At 66.2% G+C, this 19,272-nt stretch carries 18 protein-coding genes; 7 read left to right on the plus strand and 11 right to left on the minus strand.

Going from position 1 to position 19,272, the window contains the following annotated elements:
• Window positions 1-16: 16 nt before the first annotated feature.
• Window positions 17-1,006 (minus strand): YhdH/YhfP family quinone oxidoreductase, encoded by a 990-nt coding sequence (locus tag EA796_RS06305; protein ID WP_122107967.1) that lies wholly within the window; start codon window positions 1,004-1,006, stop codon window positions 17-19.
• Between the two features lie 36 nt (window positions 1,007-1,042).
• Window positions 1,043-2,062 (minus strand): protease SohB, encoded by a 1,020-nt coding sequence (gene sohB / locus EA796_RS06310; protein ID WP_122107968.1) that lies wholly within the window; start codon window positions 2,060-2,062, stop codon window positions 1,043-1,045.
• 199 nt (window positions 2,063-2,261) lie between these two features.
• Here sohB and EA796_RS06315 point away from each other — a divergent pair, with 199 nt between their 5' ends.
• The 4 genes from EA796_RS06315 (at window position 2,262) to EA796_RS06330 (ending at window position 5,388) form a co-directional block, all read left to right on the plus strand.
• Window positions 2,262-2,960 (plus strand): histidine phosphatase family protein, encoded by a 699-nt coding sequence (locus tag EA796_RS06315; protein ID WP_122107969.1) that lies wholly within the window; start codon window positions 2,262-2,264, stop codon window positions 2,958-2,960.
• A gap of 57 nt (window positions 2,961-3,017) precedes the next feature.
• Window positions 3,018-3,329 carry an SCP2 sterol-binding domain-containing protein gene (locus EA796_RS06320; protein WP_003239871.1) on the plus strand — a complete coding sequence of 104 codons (312 nt, stop codon included), beginning with the start codon at window positions 3,018-3,020 and terminating at the stop codon, window positions 3,327-3,329.
• Between the two features lie 207 nt (window positions 3,330-3,536).
• On the plus strand, window positions 3,537-4,604 hold the full coding sequence (locus EA796_RS06325) for a phosphotransferase family protein (RefSeq protein WP_122107970.1): 1,068 nt from the start codon (window positions 3,537-3,539) through the stop codon (window positions 4,602-4,604).
• Window positions 4,605-4,620: 16 nt separating this feature from the next.
• Window positions 4,621-5,388 (plus strand): SDR family oxidoreductase, encoded by a 768-nt coding sequence (locus tag EA796_RS06330; protein ID WP_122107971.1) that lies wholly within the window; start codon window positions 4,621-4,623, stop codon window positions 5,386-5,388.
• 120 nt (window positions 5,389-5,508) lie between these two features.
• Here EA796_RS06330 and EA796_RS06335 read toward each other — a convergent pair whose 3' ends face one another.
• Complete coding sequence (locus tag EA796_RS06335) at window positions 5,509-6,156, minus strand: hypothetical protein (RefSeq protein WP_021443937.1); 648 nt, start codon at window positions 6,154-6,156, stop codon at window positions 5,509-5,511.
• Window positions 6,157-6,257: 101 nt separating this feature from the next.
• On the opposite strand from EA796_RS06335, the gene EA796_RS06340 reads away from it, so the two are divergent.
• Window positions 6,258-7,037 carry a TSUP family transporter gene (locus tag EA796_RS06340; RefSeq protein WP_122107972.1) on the plus strand — a complete coding sequence of 260 codons (780 nt, stop codon included), beginning with the start codon at window positions 6,258-6,260 and terminating at the stop codon, window positions 7,035-7,037.
• Between the two features lie 91 nt (window positions 7,038-7,128).
• Here EA796_RS06340 and nudC read toward each other — a convergent pair whose 3' ends face one another.
• The 7 genes from nudC to EA796_RS06375 form a co-directional block, all read right to left on the minus strand.
• Window positions 7,129-7,953: an NAD(+) diphosphatase gene (gene nudC / locus EA796_RS06345; RefSeq protein WP_122107973.1), complete on the minus strand. Its 825-nt coding sequence runs from the start codon at window positions 7,951-7,953 to the stop codon at window positions 7,129-7,131.
• The gene (locus tag EA796_RS06350) at window positions 7,953-9,632 is read right to left on the minus strand and encodes a ferrous iron transporter B (protein ID WP_122107974.1); all 1,680 of its coding nucleotides are present in this window, start codon (window positions 9,630-9,632) and stop codon (window positions 7,953-7,955) included. Before EA796_RS06350 ends, nudC begins: the two co-directional genes overlap by 1 nt.
• Window positions 9,633-9,678: 46 nt before the next feature.
• Window positions 9,679-10,491: a crotonase/enoyl-CoA hydratase family protein gene (locus EA796_RS06355; protein WP_122108015.1), complete on the minus strand. Its 813-nt coding sequence runs from the start codon at window positions 10,489-10,491 to the stop codon at window positions 9,679-9,681.
• Between the two features lie 200 nt (window positions 10,492-10,691).
• Entirely contained in the window at window positions 10,692-12,935 is a 2,244-nt protein-coding gene (locus EA796_RS06360; protein ID WP_122107975.1) for an Orn/Lys/Arg decarboxylase N-terminal domain-containing protein, read from the minus strand.
• A gap of 121 nt (window positions 12,936-13,056) precedes the next feature.
• Window positions 13,057-13,794, minus strand: coding sequence for a DNA polymerase III subunit epsilon (gene dnaQ / locus EA796_RS06365; protein ID WP_122108016.1), 738 nt, complete (start codon window positions 13,792-13,794; stop codon window positions 13,057-13,059).
• Between the two features lie 83 nt (window positions 13,795-13,877).
• Window positions 13,878-14,330, minus strand: a complete 453-nt coding sequence (rnhA, locus tag EA796_RS06370) for a ribonuclease HI (RefSeq protein ID WP_021443944.1) — start codon at window positions 14,328-14,330, stop codon at window positions 13,878-13,880.
• A 51-nt stretch (window positions 14,331-14,381) separates the two neighbouring features.
• Window positions 14,382-15,140 carry a methyltransferase domain-containing protein gene (locus EA796_RS06375; RefSeq protein ID WP_122107976.1) on the minus strand — a complete coding sequence of 253 codons (759 nt, stop codon included), beginning with the start codon at window positions 15,138-15,140 and terminating at the stop codon, window positions 14,382-14,384.
• A 72-nt stretch (window positions 15,141-15,212) separates the two neighbouring features.
• Here EA796_RS06375 and gloB point away from each other — a divergent pair, with 72 nt between their 5' ends.
• Window positions 15,213-15,986: a hydroxyacylglutathione hydrolase gene (gene gloB / locus EA796_RS06380; RefSeq protein ID WP_122107977.1), complete on the plus strand. Its 774-nt coding sequence runs from the start codon at window positions 15,213-15,215 to the stop codon at window positions 15,984-15,986.
• Window positions 15,987-16,161: 175 nt separating this feature from the next.
• Window positions 16,162-17,727 carry a lytic transglycosylase domain-containing protein gene (locus EA796_RS06385; protein WP_122107978.1) on the plus strand — a complete coding sequence of 522 codons (1,566 nt, stop codon included), beginning with the start codon at window positions 16,162-16,164 and terminating at the stop codon, window positions 17,725-17,727.
• Here the strand turns inward: EA796_RS06385 and EA796_RS06390 are convergent, their stop codons facing one another.
• Window positions 17,728-19,149: an HDOD domain-containing protein gene (locus EA796_RS06390; RefSeq protein WP_371921458.1), complete on the minus strand. Its 1,422-nt coding sequence runs from the start codon at window positions 19,147-19,149 to the stop codon at window positions 17,728-17,730.
• Between the last annotated feature and the right edge of the window lie 123 nt (window positions 19,150-19,272).

The raw sequence follows: 19,272 nt of genomic DNA on the forward strand, positions 1-19,272 counted from the left end.
AAGGCGGGCCTCTCGCTCAATCCAGCCGCACCAGCACGCGGCCGACCATGCCGCCAGCGAGTATCCGCTCGATGGCCGCCGGCAACTCTTGCAGGGCGACTTCCTGGCACAACGCCGAGAGATCGAGCTTCCACTGCAGCGACAGCTTGTCCCACATCGACGCCTTGACCACCAGCGGCAGCTCCACCGAATCCACGCCAAGCAGGTTGACCCCGCGCAGGATGAACGGCAGCACGCTGGCCTGGAAGCCGACGCCGGCGGTCAGCCCGCAGCACGCCACGCTGCCGCTATGACGCAGGGACTTGACCACATTGAACAGGATATCGCCGCCCACGGTGTCCACCGCCGCCGCCCAGCGCTCCTTGAGCAACGGCCGCTCAATCCCCTGCAGCAGCTCTTCGCGGCTGACGATCTCGTCGGCGCCGAGACCACGCAGGAATTCGCCCTGCTCGGCCTTGCCGGTGGCGGCCGCGACCCGGTAGCCCAGCGCCTTCAACAGCACCACGGCGATACTGCCGACCCCGCCGGTGGCGCCGGTAACCAGCGCAGTGCCGGCCTCGGGGGTGACGCCGGCCTGCTCCAGCTTGTCCACGCACAGGGCGGCGGTGAGGCCGGCGGTGCCGAGGATCATCGCCTCGCGCAGGGACAGGCCCTGCGGACGCTTGATCGCCCAGGCCGCCGGTACGCGAATGTACTGGCCGAAACCGCCGGCGGTGTTCATGCCCAGGTCGTAACCGGTGACTATCACCTCGTCGCCGGGGGCGAACTCGGCGACGGCGGACACTTCCACCACGCCGGCAGCGTCGATGCCCGGCGTGTGCGGATAGGCTTTGGTGACGCCACGGTTGCCGCTGGCCGACAGCGCGTCCTTGTAATTGAGCGAGGAATAGCGCACGCGGATCAGCAGCTCGCCAGCGGGCAGCTCCTCAATCCGCCGCGCCACCACCTGGCGTTGAAAACCGCCATCGGCGCCTTCGCTGACCAGCAAGGCCTTGAATTCAGTCATCACCTTCTCCTCTTGTCGTTGTTCGGTGGCGTGCTCTTACCAGAAGCGCTGCTGATTGAGTCTGCTCAGCCAGGTCAGCACGAAGCGGTCCAGGGCCATGCTGGCAGCCAGCCCCACACGCTCCTGAAGGCTCTTCTTGTGGGCGAAATGCAGGTGGAACAGCTCGGCCTCGGCGGCGCGCTCGGCCAGGTACTGGTCGCTGGTCTTCAGTTCGTCCACCAGCAGGCGCTCCTGGGCGGACAGGCCCAGCCAGACCTCGCCGGTGGCGATGGCGTCGATATCCAGTTGCGGGCGGTAACGGGCGACGAAGCCCTTGAACAGCTCATGGGTGGTTTCCAGGTCTTCCTGGAACTTCTCCCGGCCTTTTTCGGTGTTCTCGCCGAACACGGTCAGGGTGCGCTTGTACTCGCCGGCGGTGAGCACCTCGAAATCGATGTCGTGCTTCTTCAGCAGGCGATGCACGTTGGGCAGCTGTGCCACCACGCCGATGGAACCGAGGATGGCGAACGGCGCGGCGAGAATCCTCTGGCCGATGCAGGCCATCATGTAGCCGCCGCTGGCCGCCACCTTGTCGACGCAGACGGTGAGCGGGATCCCGGCCTCGCGAATGCGCACCAACTGCGAGGAAGCCAGGCCATAGCTGTGCACCATGCCGCCGCCGCTTTCCAGGCGCAGCACCACCTCGTCCGAGGCCTTGGCCAGCGACAGCAGCGCGGTCACCTCATGGCGCAGGTGATCGGTGGCCGAGGCCTTGATATCGCCGTCGAAGTCCAGCACGAACACCCGCGGCTTGCTCGGCGGATGTTTCTTCTCCTGCTTGGCCGCCTTGGCCTCGGCCTTGCGCGCGGCCTTGAGCTGGTCCTTGTGCAGCACGCTGTGCTCCAGGCGCTCGCGCAGATCCTTGTAGAAGTCGTTGAGCTTGTGCACCTGCAACTGGCCGCTGCTGCGCCGGCCCTTGCCGCGCGTAGCGGTGACCGCCGCCAGCGCCAGGACGATGGCGACCACCAGGGTCAGGATTTTCGCCAGAAAGCCGACGTACTCGCTAAGAAACTCCACAGATCCCCCTTGGACAATGCGGCGGCGCCGAGGCGCGCAAAGGCTCAAGCATACCGGCGCCATCGGCCGACGGCCAAGCGCGACGAAGGTCGACGGGCACCGCACAGCGGATTCAAACAAGCGTATGTTTTTTCGTTGACAGCCCCCGAGCTTCCTCATACCCTCGCGGAACTTTCAACGCGCCGGGACCGAAACGGACGTGGGCAGCATTTACCTGATTCGACATGGCCAGGCCTCATTCGGCGCGGACGACTACGATGTCCTGTCTGCCACCGGCGTGCGCCAGGCCGAAGTATTGGGCGAGCACCTGAATCAGCTCGGCATTGTCTTCGATCGCTGCGTCAGCGGCAGCCTGCGCCGCCAGCAGCATACCGCCAATGCCGCGTTGCAGCGCATGAGCGACGCCCCGCCGCTGGACATCGACGCGGCCTTCAACGAGTTCGACGCCGATGCGGTCATCCGCGCCCTGCTCCCCGGCATCCTGCCCGAAGAACCCGAGGCCCTGCATATCCTGCGTAACGGCGCGCAGAACCGTGCCGAGTTCCAGCGCCTGTTCTCCAAGTTGATCGCCCGCTGGGTTTGCGGCGAGTACGAGCAGCCCGGTCTGCAGAGCTGGCAGGCCTACGTCGAGCAGGTCGAAGGCGGCCTGACCCGCATCCTCGAGCAGGCCCGGAGCAAACAGAACATCGCCGTGTTCACCTCCGGCGGCACCATCACCGCCCTACTCCGGTTGATCACCGGCGTACCGGCGGACAAGGCCTTCGAACTGAATTGGCAAATCGTCAACACCTCGCTCAGCCAGCTGAAGTTCCGCGGCAGTGAGGTGAGTCTGGCTTCCTTCAACAGCCATGTGCATCTGCAGCTGCTGAAGGCGCCGGAGCTCATCACCTACCGATGAGTTTTGGCCCACTGCGGCCGCAAGGCTGCGCGAAAAACCTGAAAAAAGGATAAGACCATGAGCGTTGCTGACATCGTCCAAACCATGCAATCCAAGTTCAACGCCAGCGCCGCCGCCGGCCTGGATCTGGTGTTCCAGTTCAATATCGAAGACGGCGAGAACTACGCGCTGATCGTCAAGGACGGCACCTGCGCCGTCGAGCAAGGCGACAACCCGAACGCCAACGTGACCCTGATCATGGACAGCGAAACCCTCAAGGGCATCACCAGCGGCGAAACCGACGGCATGCAGGCCTTCATGGCCGGCAAGCTGCGCGCCGAAGGCGACATGATGCTGGCGATGAAGCTGGGCGAACTGTTCCCGGTCTAAGCGTCTAGGCTGACCGTGGCACAGACGAAACCGGAGTCCTTGGGCTCCGGTTTTTTTATGCGCAACCGCCGCCTGCGGGCGAATCAGGCAGCTTGATTGTGGTGCAACACGCCCGCCTATAACGGCGCGTATTGCTTGTGACGGTTCGGGCGCAGCATTAGATTAGCCAATTATCTAGGGCACCCATCATAAGTAGAAGGGATAAGCATGGCGCTCACCGACCAATCCACCCGCATCCGCGCAGGCGAAGAACTCGACGCCGCCGTCATCGACGCCTATCTCAAGGCCCATATTCCCGGCCTGAGCGGCGCAGCGAAGATCAGCCAGTTCCCTGGCGGCGCCTCGAACCTGACCTACCTGATCGAGTATCCGCAGCAGGAGTTCGTCCTGCGCCGCCCGCCATTCGGCCACAAGGCCAAGTCGGCGCACGACATGGGCCGCGAGTACCGCATCCTCAACCAACTCAATGCCGGTTTCCCCTACTGCCCCAAGGCCTACGTGCACTGCACCGACGAGTCGGTGATCGGCGCCGAGTTCTACGTGATGGAACGGGTCAAGGGCATCATCCTGCGCTCGGAGATGCCGGCCGAGCTGAACTTCTCGCCCGAGCAGACCCGCGCGCTGTGCAAGAGCTTTATCGACAAGCTGGTCGAGCTGCACAACGTCGACTACAACGCCTGCGGTCTCGGCGACCTGGGCAAGCCGGAAGGCTATGTGGAGCGCCAGATCGGCGGCTGGATCAGCCGTTACGAGAAGGCCCTGACCCCCGATGCGCCCACCTGGGAGCCGGTCAAGGCCTGGCTGCGCGACAAGATGCCGGCCGACCACCACAAGCCGGGCATCGTGCACAACGACTACCGCTTCGACAACGTGATTCTCGACCCGAACAACCCGATGCAGATCATCGGCGTGCTCGACTGGGAAATGACCACTATCGGCGACCCGCTGATGGACCTGGGCAACACCCTGGCCTACTGGATCGAGGCCGACGACCCGGCGCCGGTGCAACTGATGCGCCGCCAGCCGAGCAACGCCCCCGGCATGCTCACCCGCCAGCAGTTCGTCGACTATTACGCCGAGCAGGCCGGCATCGAGATCAAGAGCTTCGACTTCTATTACACCTACGGCCTGTTCCGCCTGGCCGGCATCGTCCAGCAGATCTACTACCGCTTCTACCATGGCCAGACCCAGGACAAGCGTTTCGCCCAGTTCATTCAGATGAACAAGCTGCTGGAGCAGATGAGCCTGCAGGTCATCGGCAAATCCACTCTCTAACCCCGGGGTAATCACAATGTCCAAGACCCAACTGTTCGACCTCGACGGCAAGATCGCCTTCGTTTCCGGCGCCAGCCGCGGCATCGGCGAGGCCATCGCCAAGCTGCTGGCCCAGCAAGGCGCGCACGTGATCGTCTCCAGCCGCAAGCTCGAGGGCTGCCAGGCCGTGGCCGACGCCATCGTGGCCGATGGCGGCAAGGCCACCGCCATCGCCTGCCACATCGGCGAGATGGAGCAGATCGCCAGCGTCTTCGCGCAGATCAAGGAGCAGTTCGGCCGCCTCGACATCCTGGTCAACAACGCCGCCACCAACCCGCAGTTCTGCAACGTGCTGGATACCGACCTCGGCGCCTTCCAGAAGACCGTGGACGTGAATATCCGCGGCTACTACTTCATGTCCATCGAGGGCGGCAAGCTGATGAAGGCGGGCGGCGGCGGCTCGATCATCAATGTCGCCTCGATCAACGGTGTCTCGCCCGGCGAGTTCCAGGGCATCTACTCGGTGACCAAGGCCGCGGTGATCAGCATGACCAAGGTGTTCGCCAAGGAGTGCGCGCAGTTCGGCATCCGCTGCAACGCTCTGCTGCCGGGCCTGACCGACACCAAGTTCGCCTCGGCACTGACCAAGAACGACGCCATTCTCAACATGGCGCTGCAGCGTATTCCGCTCAAGCGCGTGGCCGACCCCAGCGAAATGGCCGGCGCGGTGCTGTACCTGGCCAGCGCAGCGTCCAGCTACACCACCGGCGTGGCGCTCAACGTCGACGGCGGCTTCCTCTCCTGAGGTCAAGCGGCATAAACGACGAAGGCACCCTAGGGTGCCTTTTTGCTTTGTAGGATATTTCGCTCTCCTCTCCCGCCCTTCGGACACCCTCCGGGTCGCCAAATGGCCGCAAAGCGGCCGCTACCAATCCTTCAACGCTGCTTCGGCCGCCGGATTCATCGGCTCGGCCAGCAGCCCGGTCGGCGTCAGGCTGACGCTGTACACCGCATCGGCGGCGATCGGCAGGTAGGTCACGCGCAACGCCTGCGGGTCGAACAGCAGCAGGTCGCGCTGGCTCAGGCGCAGCCAGCGCCACAGGTCGACGCCGTAGGGACTCTCGGCCAGCTGCACGCGACCGTGCTGAGCCAGGGCCTGCTGTTCGATGGCAAGAAAGCGTCCGGACAAGCGCTCGAAACGGTAGCCGGGCTCCAGGCCGATCAGCTCGGCCAGGCCCTTCCAGCGGATCAGCCGGCCATCGAGCTGCCACAGATCACCCTCCAGGATCAGCGTGCGCTCGCGGCCGCCTTCCAGCAGGCTGACGCGGTAACGCTGCGGGCCGTCGGCCTTGAAACTGAGCGTCGCCAGCGGCTTGCCCTGCGGCAGCGGCGCGTAGCTGTAGAGGTCGTAGGCGACCAGGCCGACAAGGCCGGCCAGGGCGAGGAACGCCAGGCCGCAGGTGCCGCGCAGCCAGCCGAGAAACCAGCCGCTATTGAGCAGTATGCGCAGCGCCACCAGCAGTGCCAGCACCGCCAGCAGCGCCACTGCCCAGGCCAACCCGTCGTATTGCATCTATTGCGTTCCTTCCGCCGGAAAATCCCGGCATTATGCGCAGCTCGCCGGACGCCGAACAGTCGGCAGGCTGCGCACTCGCCCACAAGTCGACACTTTATATGCCCTTCGCTCTCGAACTCGCCATCGATCCCAGCACCCTGGCCATCCTGGCGCTGGTCGCCTTCATCGCCGGTTTCATCGACGCCATCGCCGGCGGCGGCGGCCTGCTGACCATTCCCGCGCTGCTCACCGCCGGGCTGCCGCCGCACCTGGTGCTGGGCACCAACAAGCTGTGCGCCACCTTCGGCTCGGGCACCGCGGCGCTGACCTTCTACCGGCGCAAGCTGTTCGATCCCGGACAATGGCGCGGGGCGCTGCTGGCCACGCTGATCGGCGCCCTGCTCGGCGCGCTGATCGCCCACTGGCTGCCGGCCGAATGGCTCAACCAGATGCTGCCGGCGGTGGTGTTCGCCTGCGGCCTGTACCTGCTGTTCGGTCGCACGCCCGAAGCGCCGAGCGAGCAGAACCTGCCCATCGCCCGCGGCCGCCAGTGGCCGCAAGGCCTTGGCCTGGGCTTCTACGACGGCGTCGCCGGCCCCGGCACTGGCGCCTTCTGGACCGTCAGCAGCCTGCTGCTCTACCCGCTCGACCTGGTTCGCGCCAGCGGCGTGGCACGTACCATGAACTTCGTCAGCAACGCCGCGGCGCTGGCGGTGTTCATCGCCTTCGGGCAGGTGGCCTGGGTGCTGGGACTGAGCATGGGCGCGGCGTTGATGGTCGGAGCCTTCCTCGGTGCGCACACGGCGATCAAGGGCGGCTCGAAGTTCATCCGCCCGGTGTTCATCCTGGTGGCGCTGGCGCTGACCGCGCGCCTGGCCTGGCAGCACTGGTTTGGCTAGTTCCGGCGGGCCATCCGGGATCTTGTAGGAGCGGCTTGAGCCGCGAAAAGGTAAACGAGGTTCGCGGCCGAAGCCGCTCCTACAAGGGGTCTTACGCTGGCAGCACAGGCTCGGGCAAACCCAATCGGCGCGCCACGTAGAGATCGATCAGGTGGCGGGCGATGGAGCGCGAGGCCGGCAGCGGCGGCAGGTCGTCGACGCGGAACCAGCGGGCATCCTCGATCTCGTCCGCCTGCATGACGATCTCGCCGCCGGCGTACTCGGCGTGAAAGCCGAGCATCAGCGAATGCGGGAAGGGCCAGCCCTGACTGCCGATGTACTGCAGGTTGCGCACCTCGACGCCGACTTCCTCGCGCACCTCGCGCGCCACGCAATGTTCCACCGACTCGCCCGGCTCGACGAAGCCGGCCAGGGTGCTGTAGACCCCGGCAACGAAACGCGGCGAACGGGCCAGAAGGATTTCGTCGCCGCGACTGACCAGCACGATCATGCTCGGCGAGATGCGCGGATAGTGCTGCGACTCGCAGGCGTCGCAGCGCATCGCCCGCTCGCCGGGTAGCTGGCGGGTCGGCGCGCCGCAACTGCCGCAAAAACGATGCTCGGCATACCAGGTGCCGATCTGCGCGGCGTAGGCGAGCATGCGGAAGGTCTCGGCCTCGCCCTGCAGCATGAACTGGCGCAGGCTCTGCCAGCTGGCGCCGTCCAGCTGGGTGGAGGGCGTAACCTGCAGCAGGTAGACGGCATCCTCGCCGAAATGACCGATGCCCTGCTCGGCGAGAATGTCCAGCTCCTGGCGCTTGATCCAGTCGCGGGGAAACAGCACGCCGTTGGCGTCAGCGAGAAACTGCTGCCGGCAGTACAGCAGCGCCCAACCGCCGGGCTGGGCGGGGTCGAGAAAGGCGTTGCGCCAGACCATCAGGCCGCCACCGGCATTCCCAGGGCCTTGACGCTCTCCTCGGCCAGGTCGAGTACGCTGGGCTGGGTTTCCGGACGCAGCACGGCGCCGGCTTCCAGGTAGTACTCCAGGCTGCTCAGGGCGTCGGCCAGGGTTTCCAGCATCTGCTCGGAGGGCATCTGCCCGGACTCGAGCATGCGCGTCTGGATATAGTCGGCGCAGGCGCCGACCAGGGTCGCCGCACGGCGCTGCTCGAGGAACCACAGGCCGCCACGCACCGCCTGCAGGCTGAACGGCACGTTGGCCAGGTGCATCCTGTCGCCGCCGGCTTCCAGGTAGGCGGTGATCGCCCGCTTGGCCAGGGCCAGGCCGGCCTGAGCCTCATCGACCACGACGATGCGCGCCTCGTTGAGCTGGTGGCTGGCGAAGGAATCGGCCTCGCTGCCCGGCTCGGCCGGGGTCGGTCGCGTGTCGCGGCTTTCGCCGCGCTCCAGACTGGCGACCATGCCTTCGACGTAGAGCACCGCATCGGCCAGCTTGTGCAACTGTGCAGGCGCCGGCGGCGTGGCATCGCTCCAGGCGGCGACCAGTGGCAACTGGGCGCCGAGGGCGTTGCCGGCGGAGGTCAGGCCGACCATGCCCAGGGTCTTGGCCAGCTTGCCGAGCAGGGCGTGCAGCGTGCCCAGGGTCTCGCTCTGCAGGGTGCCGCGCTCCATCAGGTCGAGCATGTCCTTGACGCTGGCCAGCTCCTCGCGAATGGCGGTGGACAGCGAACGCATCACCGCCTTGCCGGGGCCGGCCAGGCGCTGGTACTCGGCTTCCAGCAGGTGGTCGGTGAACGGCAGCGGGGTCAGGCCGAACACCTGGCGCATGGCGCTGGCATGCGGGCCGTGACTGTCGGCCAGGGCCACCAGGTACAGCAATTCCTTGAGCAGGCTGCGCGGCGCCTCGTACTGCGGGTTGCCCAGCATCAGCTTGAGTTCGCGATCCAGGCGCGAGAACAGCTGCTTGCGCGACTTGCGCGGCAGCAACTGGCCGTCGCTCTGCGCCTCAATGGCGGCGGCGCCGATCCAGCACATGCGCCCGCGCGGCTCATTGGCGAACAGGCTGTCCAGGCGGCCCATGGCGCGCACCATCAGCCTGAGGCTGGCCTGTGGGTTCTGCTCGCGGATAAAGCCGAGCAAGCCCACCTGGTACATATGACGCAGGCGCTTGCCTTCGGCCAGCTTGGCCGCGCCGTCGAGTGCCAGGCTGGCGCTGTGCGGTCGGGCCTGGTCGAGGCGCACGCTGAAGAAGAAGCTTTCCGGCAGCGGCTGCTGGGCGCCGGCCTGGCGCAGGTCGTTGATCGCCGGCAGCAGCAGCTCGGGCATTTCCTGGCGATGGGCGTCGACGTTTTCCAGGTAGCGGCGCAGCACGTGCAGCGCGTTGCTCAGCGCCGCCAGCTGCACGTCGCGCTCCTCGCCGGCGCCGGCGGGGATGTCGGTGGCCTGGTCCAGCACTTCCTGAGCCAGCAGCTCGGCGCCGGCCAGCTCGATCAAATTGAGCGTGCCGCGCACCTGCTGCAGGCTCTCCACCGCCTGCTGCAACAGGCTGCCGTTGTGCCGTTCGGCGATGAAGTGCTCGAGGCTCTGCTCGGCCTCCTCCATGGTGACGAACAGTTCGTCGCGCACCAGGCTCAGGGATGTGGCTCCACTCACCATGCTCTAGGCACCTCGCGGCTCGCTGCGGACAACAGTGGATACGGCATCAGTCGGCGAACTCCGGTTTCTGCTTGCTCATGTGCGCTGTCATGGCCAGGCGCAGGTCTTCGGACTGCAGCATGGCCGCGTTCCAGGTGGCGATGTACTCGAGGCCATCGTCGACCCGGTGGTCGCGCATGTAGCGAATCATTTCCTTGGTGCCGCGCACCGCCACCGGCGACTTAGCCGCGATCTCGCCGGCGATCTGCAGCACCCCGGCGAGCAGCGCCTCCTGGCTCTCGTAGGTGCGGTTGACCAGACCAATGCGCTGGGCCTCGACGCCGTCGATGCTGCGCCCGGTGAATGCCAGCTCGCGCATCATGCCGTCGCCGATGATCCGCGGCAGGCGCTGCAGGGTGCCAACGTCGGCGGCCATGCCCATGTCGATTTCCTTGATCGAGAACTGCGCGTCCAGCGTCGAATAACGCATGTCGCAAGCACTGATCAGGTCGATGGCGCCGCCCAGGCAGTAGCCCTGGATGGCTGCCAGCACCGGCTTGCGGCACTGGTCGACGGCGTTGAAGGAAGCCTGCAGCTCGAGGATCTTGCGCCGCAGGGCATCGGCATTGCGGCCGACGTCCTTGCCCAGCTGAGCGCCGACCGAGGCCAGCAGCATCAGGTCGATGCCGGAGGAGAAATGCTTGCCGGCGCCGGACAGCACCACCACGCGCACCGCATCGGTGGCGTCGACCCAGCGGAAGATCTCGACGATCTCGCGCCAGAAGTCGGCGTTCATGGCATTGACCTTGTCCGGACGGTTGATCTGCACATGGGCGATCTTGTCCGCCAGTTCGACGCGAAAGGCTTGGTAGTCGGACACGGCAGTCATCCTCAGCCGCTGCTCGGCAGCGCACGCAATTATTTTGTGATTAAAACCGAGCAACTATAACAAGCACGACATAAAAGTCGATGCTTGCCGCTGTGACGCAGGGCACGCCCCGGAGGTTAAGAACTGCTTTGACTATCGTGAATAAGGGATTGATCTGCCGAGGGTCTCGTCCCCTCGGCAGAGCACCAAGCTCACTCCACCAGGCAGTCGACGCAGTACTGGCCGGCCTCGGTCTGCAAGCCGTGCACGTCGATATCGAAGCCCGGGAAGGCCTGGTCGAAGGTGCGGGCGAAGGCCAGGTAGTCGAGGATCGAACGGCTCGCCGCGGTGAAGCGTTCGCCCGGCATGATCAGCGGAATACCCGGCGGATAGGGCACCAGCATCACCGCGGCGATGCGCCCCTCCAGCCGCTCGATTGGCACCGCCTCCACCGCGCCGCGCACCAGGCGATCGTAGGCGTCGGCCGGTTTGATCGCCACTTCCGGCAGCGCCGTGTACATGCTTTTCAGCGCCTTGGCCGTGGCGTTGTCGCGGTAGCAGCCGTGCAACGCGTCGCACAGGTCGCGCAGGCCCATGCCCTGGTAGCGCCCCGCGCCGGCCTGGGCGATGGACGGCAGCACCTGGGGCAGCGGCAGGTTGGCGTCGTAGCTGCGCTTGAACTCCAGCAGCTCGGTCAGCAGGGTGCTCCACTTGCCCTTGGTGATGCCCATGGAGAACAGCACCAGGAAGGAATACAGACCGGTCTTCTCCACCACCAGGCCACGCTCCCAGAGGAACTTGCTGACCACCGCCGCGGGGATGCCCTGCTCCTCCAGCTTGCCGGCGGCATTGAGCCCGGGCATCACCAGGGTCACCTTGATCGGATCGAGCAGCACGTAGTCCTGGGCCACTTCACCGAAGCCATGCCAGTCGGCATCCGGCTGCAACACCCAGTCGGCGGTGGCCAGGCTATCGGCACCGTCGGCCGCCGCCGGCTGCCAGATGCTGAACCACCAGTCATCGGCGTCGAGATTGCGCCGCACGTTGGCCAGGGCGCGGCGGAAGCTCAGCGCCTCGTCGAAAGTCTCCTGAATCAGCGAGCGGCCAGCCGGGCCCTCCATCATCGCCGAGGCCACGTCCAGCGAGGCGATGATGCCGTACTGCGGCGAGGTGGAGATGTGCATCATGAAGGCTTCGTTGAAGCGGTCGCGATCCAGCTGGCGCAGCCCGCCGTCCTGCACGTGAATCATCGAGGCCTGGCTGAAGGCCGCCAGCAGCTTGTGCGTGGAATGGGTGCTGAACACCAGCGGCGAATGTTCGTCGCACTGGGTGCCCATGCCGTAGCGGCCGGCGTAGAACTCGTGGAAGGCGGCGTAGGCGTACCAGGCTTCGTCGAAGTGCAGCACCTCGACCGAATCGCCCAGGGCCTGCTTGACCATCTCGGCGTTGTAGCACAGACCGTCGTAGGTGGAGTTGGTCACCACCGCCAGCTTGACCTTGGGCGCGCGCCCCTTGGCCAGCGGGCTGGCGTCGATCTTGGCCTGGATCGACTCCCTGCTGAACTCACTCAGGGGAATCGGTCCGATGATGCCCAGCTCGTTGCGCTCCGGGCACAGGTACAGCGGAATGGCGCCGGTCATGATGATCGAATGCAGGATCGACTTGTGGCAGTTGCGATCCACCAGTACCAGGTCGTCGCGGCCGACCATCGAGTGCCAGACGATCTTGTTCGCCGTCGAGGTGCCGTTGATCACGAAGAAGGTGTGGTCGGCGCCGAAGTTGCGCGCGGCGCGGGCCTCAGCCTCGGCCAAGGGGCCTGTGTGATCGAGCAGCGAGCCCAGCTCCGGCACCGACACGGACAAGTCCGAGCGCAGCGTGTTCTCGCCGAAGAACTGGTGGAAGGCCTGCCCCACCGGGCTCTTGCGGTAGGCCACGCCGCCGCCGTGGCCGGGCGTGTGCCAGGAATAGTTCGATTGCGCGGTGTGCTGCACCAGCGCCTTGAAGAACGGCGGCAGCAGGCCGTCGAGGTAATTGTGTGCGGCGCGCGCCACCTGGCGGGCGAGGAAGGACACCGTGTCCTCGTATAGATAGAGGATGCCGCGCAGGTGGTTGAGATCGGCCATGGCCTCGGCCGGGGCGTTCTCGATGGTGACCTGCTCGCCCAGGGCGAAGATCGGCAGCTGCGGGGCGCGCACCCGGGCGATGCGGATCAGCTCGACCATGTCCTGCAACAGGCGCTGGTTCTCCCCCGCGCCCTCGGCGGCCACCAGGATGCAGGCCAGGCCGTGGTGGGTGGAGGCGACGATGCGCCCTTCGGCGGCGCTGGCGGTGGGCAGGATGCTGAAACCGTCCTGCGTCAGCTCCTGGGCGATAGCACGCACGCGATCACCGGCGACGGTATCGGCCTTGATATCGCGGTGGACGATGAGGACGGGGAATTTGAGGTCTTTGTACATTGTGACGTCCTGAAGGCTGGCAGGTCCGACCTGCCCATCGCCTCAGGGTAGAGATTCGCCCGAACGGGCGGAACCCCCCATGCGTCACGCTATACGAAAAGGTCGCAATTGCGCTGTTGGCTTATTCCGGCGCCTGTTCCAGCTGCGCCCACAAGGCCGGCCCACCGGCGGTTTTCTCGATGGCCGCCAGCCGCGTCAGGTGCGCGGCCAGCTCGTCCTGGCTGGCGCGAATCACCCGGGTGCGCGGCCGCGCGGCGTCCAGGCGGCGGATCGGAGTGGCCTGCTGACGACCGCTGCCATCGCCGTCGCCGCCTTCGCCGGCCAGCGACAGGTTGGTCTGCCCGCCGGTCATCGCCAGGTAGACGTCGGCGAGGATCTCCGAGTCGAGCAAGGCGCCGTGCAGTTCGCGGTTGGAGTTGTCCACGCCGTAGCGCTTGCACAGCGCATCCAGGCTGTTGCGCTGCCCCGGATGCCGCTCGCGCGCCATCATCAGGGTGTCGAGCACGGTGCAGTAGTCGCTGACGTCGGCGCGCTCGCTCTGCCCCAGCAGGGCGAACTCGTTGTTGATGAAGCCGACGTCGAACGCCGCGTTGTGGATGATCAGCTGGGCGCCCTTGATGAATTCGTAGAACTCATCGGCCACGTCCTTGAACCGCGGTTTGTCGGCGACGTATTCGTTGGTGATGCCGTGAACCGCGATGGCGCCTTCGTCGATCTCGCGATCCGGGTTGAGGTAGACGTGAAAATGCCGCCCGGTCAGGCGCCGGCCCATCAGCTCGACGCAGCCGATCTCGATGATGCGGTGCCCCTCGGCGACCGGCATACCCGTGGTTTCGGTGTCCAGCACCACGTAGCGGATGACACTGTTATCGCTTGTCACGTCTCGTCTCTCTCATCAATCGCTTGCCGCACGCGGCCAACGCGGCATCTTAACCCAGCGGCTCAGCGCGCCGCGCGCACCTCGTCGACGCCGCGGTTGGCCAGCTGGTCGGCACGCTCGTTGCCAGGATGGCCGGTGTGGCCGCGCACCCATTGCCAACTGACCTGGTGACGGTTGACCTCCTCGTCCAGTTTCTGCCAGAGGTCGGCATTCTTCACCGGCTCCTTGGCAGCGGTTTTCCAGCCGCGCTTCTTCCAGTTCGGCAGCCATTCTTGGATGCCCTTCATCACGTACTGCGAGTCGGTCACCAGCTTGACCGAGCAGGGCCGGGTCAGGGCGACCAGCCCGGCAATCGCCGCCATCAGCTCCATGCGATTGTTGGTGGTACTGGGATCGCCGCCCCAGAGTTCCTTTTCCGCCCCCCGGTAGACCAGTAGAGCGCCCCAGCCGCCGGGGCCGGGATTGCCCTTGCAGGCACCATCGGTATAGATCACGACTTGATCGGTTTCAGACATTGTTTCCAGGCCTACGAAAATCGCCGCGCGCAGGCGCTTCTCGTAGAGCGCCTAACGTTCGGCATTGCGCCGGCTGACCTTGGCCACCGGCATCGGCAGCAGCTTGCCCATGGGCTCGCGGCGTGCCGGACGCAGCGGGCGCAAGCCGACCACCAGCTTGCGCGCCACCAATAGATAGAAGCCGGCGCCCGGCAACTGCCAGGCCTCGCCCCATTGCTCCAGTCGGCTCAGGCGCGCTTGCCAGGCCGCTGCAGCGAGCGGCGGACGATAGCACCCGAAGCGGCGTTTCTCCAGCGCGAAGCCGAGCAGGGTCAACCAGTCACCGACCCGATTGGGCGAGATGCAGCGTGCGCGCTTGAGTCCGTCGCCGGCGAACAGGCTGCAGGCGCCCCAGCTGCTCCAGGGGTTGATGCCGAGAATCAGCAGATGGCCGCCCGGCCGCACGCTGCGCGCCGCCTCGCGCAGCAGGCCGTGCGGCGACAGGCTGAAATCCAGGCCGTGCTGCAGCACCACCACGTCGGCGGCGTGCTCGCTGAGCGGCCAGGCCTGCTCCTCGCAGACGATCTGCACCCCCGGCAGCGGCGCCCCGAGGCGCACGTTGCACTGGATCTGCCCGGCATCCGGCGGTGGCTCGGCACCGGGGCCATAGCTGACCAGGTAACCGCCGAAGAATTTCGCCAGCTCCTGCTCCAGCAGGCGCCGCTCCTCGCCCAGCAGCAACTGGCCGAGCGGCCCGGCCAGCCAGTCACGGGCCTCGCCGATCAGCTTGAGCCAGTCGGGGTCGGCCTGGGCGAATGCCTGATCGCTCATCGGATTCCTCTCATGACAGTCGTCGTGCATGGGGACTAAGATGCACCTTTATTAGTAGCTTAGCGACCCGCAATGATCCGCATCGACGCCCTGCCCGCCTTCACCGACAACTACCTCTGGTTGCTGCAGGATGCCGCCAGCCAGCGCTGCGCCGTGGTCGACCCAGGCGATGCGGCGCCGGTGCTGGCCTGGCTGGCGGCCCATCCGGGCTGGCAACTCAGCGACATCCTGGTCACCCATCATCATTTCGACCATGTCGGCGGCATCGAAGGGCTCAAGGCCGCCACCGGCGCCCGCGTGCTCGGTCCGGCAGACGAAAACATCCCGGGACGGGACCTGGGCCTGAGCGACAACGACAGCATCGAGGTGCTCGGCCTGAAGTTTCGGGTCATCGCCGTGCCCGGTCATACCCTCGGTCATATCGCCTATTACCAGGCCGAGCAGCACCTGCTGTTCTGCGGCGACACCCTGTTCGCCGGCGGCTGCGGGCGCCTGTTCGAGGGTACGCCGCAGCAGATGCACGAATCGCTCGGGCGCCTGGCGGCGCTGCCCGGCGCCACCCAGGTGTATTGCACCCATGAGTACACCCTGAGCAACCTGCGCTTCGCCCAGGCGGTGGAGCCGGACAATCCGCAGATCGCCGCCCGTCTGGCCGAGGTCAGCCGCTGGCGCGAGGCCGGGCGCATCAGCCTGCCCTCGAACATCGCCCTGGAGCTGGCCAGCAACCCCTTCCTGCGCACTGCCGAGGCTGCGGTGATCGGCGCCGCCGAACGGCGCGACGGCCGGACCCTTGCCGAGCCAAGCGCCGTGTTCGCCAGCCTGCGCGCCTGGAAAGACCAGTTCTAAAAGCACGACGGGCGCGCAAAAAAAACGCCTGGAGCGTTTATTGACGTCGCTCTGCGACGGCCCGGCAGGCTGACCGACAGGGATGCCGGTCACAAAAGACTGGTGAAAACTTGACCAGTCCAGGCTCGATTCCTAGAATCGCCCGACCTTTTCGCCGGGAATACCACCTCGACCAATGCCTTTATCACCACGCAAGCCCTTGAATTTAAAGGCATTGGCACAAAGCACTCAGGTGCTCGTGGTGATGTGCTGCATGACCCTGGCCGGCTGTCAGAGCCTGGCCCCGTCCGCTCCGGCCGACGCCGACACCTCGCGCGCCGTCGGCCTGGAGCGTGAACCGGAGTGGCTCAGCAGCCAGGTCAAGCCTCGCGAATACGCCGACATCTGGGAGCGCATGCGCGACGGTTTCAAGCTGCAGGACGAGATCGGCATCAACCCGCGCATCGAACGCCTGCGCCTGTGGTACGCCAGCAACCCCAAGCACGTCGATACCGTCAGCGAACGCAGCGCCCCCTATATCCACTACATCGTCGAACGCCTGGCCGAGCGCGACATGCCCATGGAGCTGGCGCTGCTGCCGGTGATCGAGAGCGCCTACGACCCGCAGGCCTACTCCTCCGCCCACGCCGTCGGCCTGTGGCAGTTCATCCCCTCCACCGGCCGTCACTACAACCTGCGCCAGACCAGTTGGTACGACGGCCGCCGCGACGTCACCGCCTCGACCCAGGCTGCGCTCAACTACCTGAGCCGCCTGCACGAGATGTTCAACGGCGACTGGCTGCTCGCCCTGGCCGCCTACAACGCCGGCGAAGGCCGCATCAGCAGGGCCATCGAGCGCAACGAGAAACTCGGCCTGCCCAGCGACTACTGGAACCTGGCGCTGCCCAAGGAAACCGAAGACTACGTGCCCAAGCTGCTGGCCCTGTCGCAGGTGATCCTCACCCCGGAGGCTTACGGCGTGAGCCTGTCGCCGGTGGCCAACGAGCCCTATTTCGAACAGGTGGCGATCAAGCAGCACATGGACCTGTCGCGTGTCGCCCGCCTGGCCGACCTCGACGAGGAGGAGCTGCTGCAGCTCAACCCCGCCTACAAGCGCGGCGTCACCCTCGACGGCCCGCAGCACCTGCTGGTGCCGACGGACAAGGCGGAGATGCTCAGCGCCAACCTGGCCCTGATGAAACCGCAGGAGCTGGTCGCCTGGCAGAGCTACACCGTGCGCGCCGGCGACAGCCTGCATGGCATTGCCAACCGCCATCACCTGACGGTGAACACGCTCAAGGACGTCAACCGCCTCAGTGGCAACAACCTGCGTATCGGCCAGGTGCTGACCATTCCCGGCAAGCCCGGCGCGCAGCCGAGCGAACCGCTGTACCAGCGCAGCACGGCACAGGCGCCGGCAGCGCGCAGCTATCAGGTGAAAGACGGCGACAACCTGTGGCAGATCGCCCGCGCCCACCAGGTCTCGGTGCACGACCTGCAGCGCTGGAACAAGCTGCGGGGCAACCAGTTGAAGGTCGGCCAGCGCCTCAGCCTGGCGCCTGCCGACACGGGCAGCCAGGTCGCCAGCAACACGCGCAGCAGCACCTCGCGCGACAAGGCCACCTACTACCGGGTGCAGAAAGGCGACTCGCTGTACGTCATCGCCAAGCGTTTCAAGATCGACCTCAAGCGCCTGCAGGCCTGGAACCCGCGCAGCAGCAGCCTGCGCCCGGGACAGATGCTGACCCTCTACCTGCCCTGATCAGCGCCGGCTCAAGGCCTCCAGGCAACGCCCGGTCAGCTGGGTGAAACGCTGGAAGGCGACGAACTGCTCGTGGCGCAGCGCACGCCCGGACAGCCGGCTGTCGGCGTAGAGCACGCCGATCTCCCGCGTCCCCGCAATGATCGGCGCGATGAAGAACATCCCCGCCCCTAGGCTGCGGCGGATCGGCTGGGTGACCAGCTCGGCCAGGTTGTAGCTGGCCGGCACGCCCATCCAGATCGCCTCGCGATGACGCAGGGCATAGCTGAAGACATGCGGCTGCTCGACCTGCTCGGCCGGCAGGACGAAATCCTTCAACCACTGCTCGGTCTTGTCGCCGATCACCCGCTTCGCGCGGAAACAGCTCTGCTCGTCGGCCAGCACCGCCAGCATCACCCGCTCCAAGCCGGCGCCGCGATGCAGGCCCTTGAGCAGGGTGTCGAGGATCAGGCCGACGTCGCCGCGCTTGCTCACCATCAGGCCGAGATCCTGCAAGGCCTGCTGCAGCACCAGCAGATCCGGCTGCAGCAGGCGCGCCTTGCGCTCCTCCTGCTGCAGGCGGATCTGTTCGGGGTCGGTGTTGGGAATCAGCCGGCACAGCTTGCTGGCGCCGAAGGTGGAGGCCACCTTGACCGCCTCCTCGGCGCTGGCCAGCACCTGCTGCAGGGCATCCTCCGGGCTGAGGTCGACGAAGGCGGCCATCTTCGCCAGCACCGCCTCCATTTCCGGCGAATCCCAGCCCTGCAACGCCGCCTCGCTGATGCGCACGCCCAGCTGCACCGCATAGGCCGCCGGGTCGTGCTGGTTGGCGCCGGCATGCGCCAGGCTGACGGTTTCGCCCAGGTTCCAGCTTTTCACCAGGCCCTGGGTCAACTGCCGGAAACTGGTGCCGAGCACCTCGCGCACCGCCTCCTCCACCTCCACCCCGGGCTGGGCCAGGGCGGCGGCCAGCTCGTCGGCTTGTTCGCCACCGCAGCCCCAGAACGCCAGTTCGCCCAGGTGATGGAGCAAGGCGGCGATGAACACTTCCTCGGCATGCTTGGAGAGCACGTACCCGGCGATGTTGCGCGCCTGCACCGCGGCGTGGAAGGAGCGCGCGAGCAGCTCCTGCAGCTGCTCGCGCGGAGCGCGGGTGAGCAGACCGTCGATCAGGCTGACCGACAGGCCGATCAGCCGCACGTTGTCGAAACCGATCAGCACGATGGCCCGCGAGATGGTCTTGATGGCCTCCTGCGAGGGGTTGTAATAGACGCTGTTGCCGACCCGCAGCACCTTGGAGGTCAGCGCCGCGTCGCGCAGCAGCACGTCGGCCAATTGCTGCACCGAGGCCGAATCCTGCTGCGCCAGGCGCTGCAAATCCTGCACCACGGCGGCCAGCGCGGGCAGTTCGGCTTGGTTCAAGCGATCGATCCATGACTGCAAACCATGGCTACGTTCTGGCAAATCGGTACCCTCGCTGAGCTTTCCCCAAGTGTATGCCAAAGTGCTGTCATTGCTTGCCTGGCACGGCGGTCTTTTTCCTGCCGATACAAGCTGTTACTGTAC

This window comes from Pseudomonas sp. AOB-7 (genome assembly GCF_003696305.1).
GTDB lineage: Bacteria > Pseudomonadota > Gammaproteobacteria > Pseudomonadales > Pseudomonadaceae > Aquipseudomonas.

Excerpts from the sequence above, each read along its gene's own strand:
- EA796_RS06305 (WP_122107967.1), bottom strand. The coding sequence starts at position 1,006 with ATGACTGAATTCAAGGCCTTGCTGGTCAGCGAAGGCGCCGATGGCGGT.
- EA796_RS06320 (WP_003239871.1), top strand. The coding sequence starts at position 3,018 with ATGAGCGTTGCTGACATCGTCCAAACCATGCAATCCAAGTTCAACGCC.
- EA796_RS06325 (WP_122107970.1), top strand. The coding sequence starts at position 3,537 with ATGGCGCTCACCGACCAATCCACCCGCATCCGCGCAGGCGAAGAACTC.
- EA796_RS06330 (WP_122107971.1), top strand. The coding sequence starts at position 4,621 with ATGTCCAAGACCCAACTGTTCGACCTCGACGGCAAGATCGCCTTCGTT.
- EA796_RS06335 (WP_021443937.1), bottom strand. The coding sequence starts at position 6,156 with ATGCAATACGACGGGTTGGCCTGGGCAGTGGCGCTGCTGGCGGTGCTG.
- EA796_RS06340 (WP_122107972.1), top strand. The coding sequence starts at position 6,258 with ATGCCCTTCGCTCTCGAACTCGCCATCGATCCCAGCACCCTGGCCATC.
- nudC (WP_122107973.1), bottom strand. The coding sequence starts at position 7,953 with ATGGTCTGGCGCAACGCCTTTCTCGACCCCGCCCAGCCCGGCGGTTGG.
- EA796_RS06350 (WP_122107974.1), bottom strand. The coding sequence starts at position 9,632 with ATGGTGAGTGGAGCCACATCCCTGAGCCTGGTGCGCGACGAACTGTTC.
- EA796_RS06360 (WP_122107975.1), bottom strand. The coding sequence starts at position 12,935 with ATGTACAAAGACCTCAAATTCCCCGTCCTCATCGTCCACCGCGATATC.
- rnhA (WP_021443944.1), bottom strand. The coding sequence starts at position 14,330 with ATGTCTGAAACCGATCAAGTCGTGATCTATACCGATGGTGCCTGCAAG.
- EA796_RS06375 (WP_122107976.1), bottom strand. The coding sequence starts at position 15,140 with ATGAGCGATCAGGCATTCGCCCAGGCCGACCCCGACTGGCTCAAGCTG.
- gloB (WP_122107977.1), top strand. The coding sequence starts at position 15,213 with ATGATCCGCATCGACGCCCTGCCCGCCTTCACCGACAACTACCTCTGG.
- EA796_RS06385 (WP_122107978.1), top strand. The coding sequence starts at position 16,162 with ATGCCTTTATCACCACGCAAGCCCTTGAATTTAAAGGCATTGGCACAA.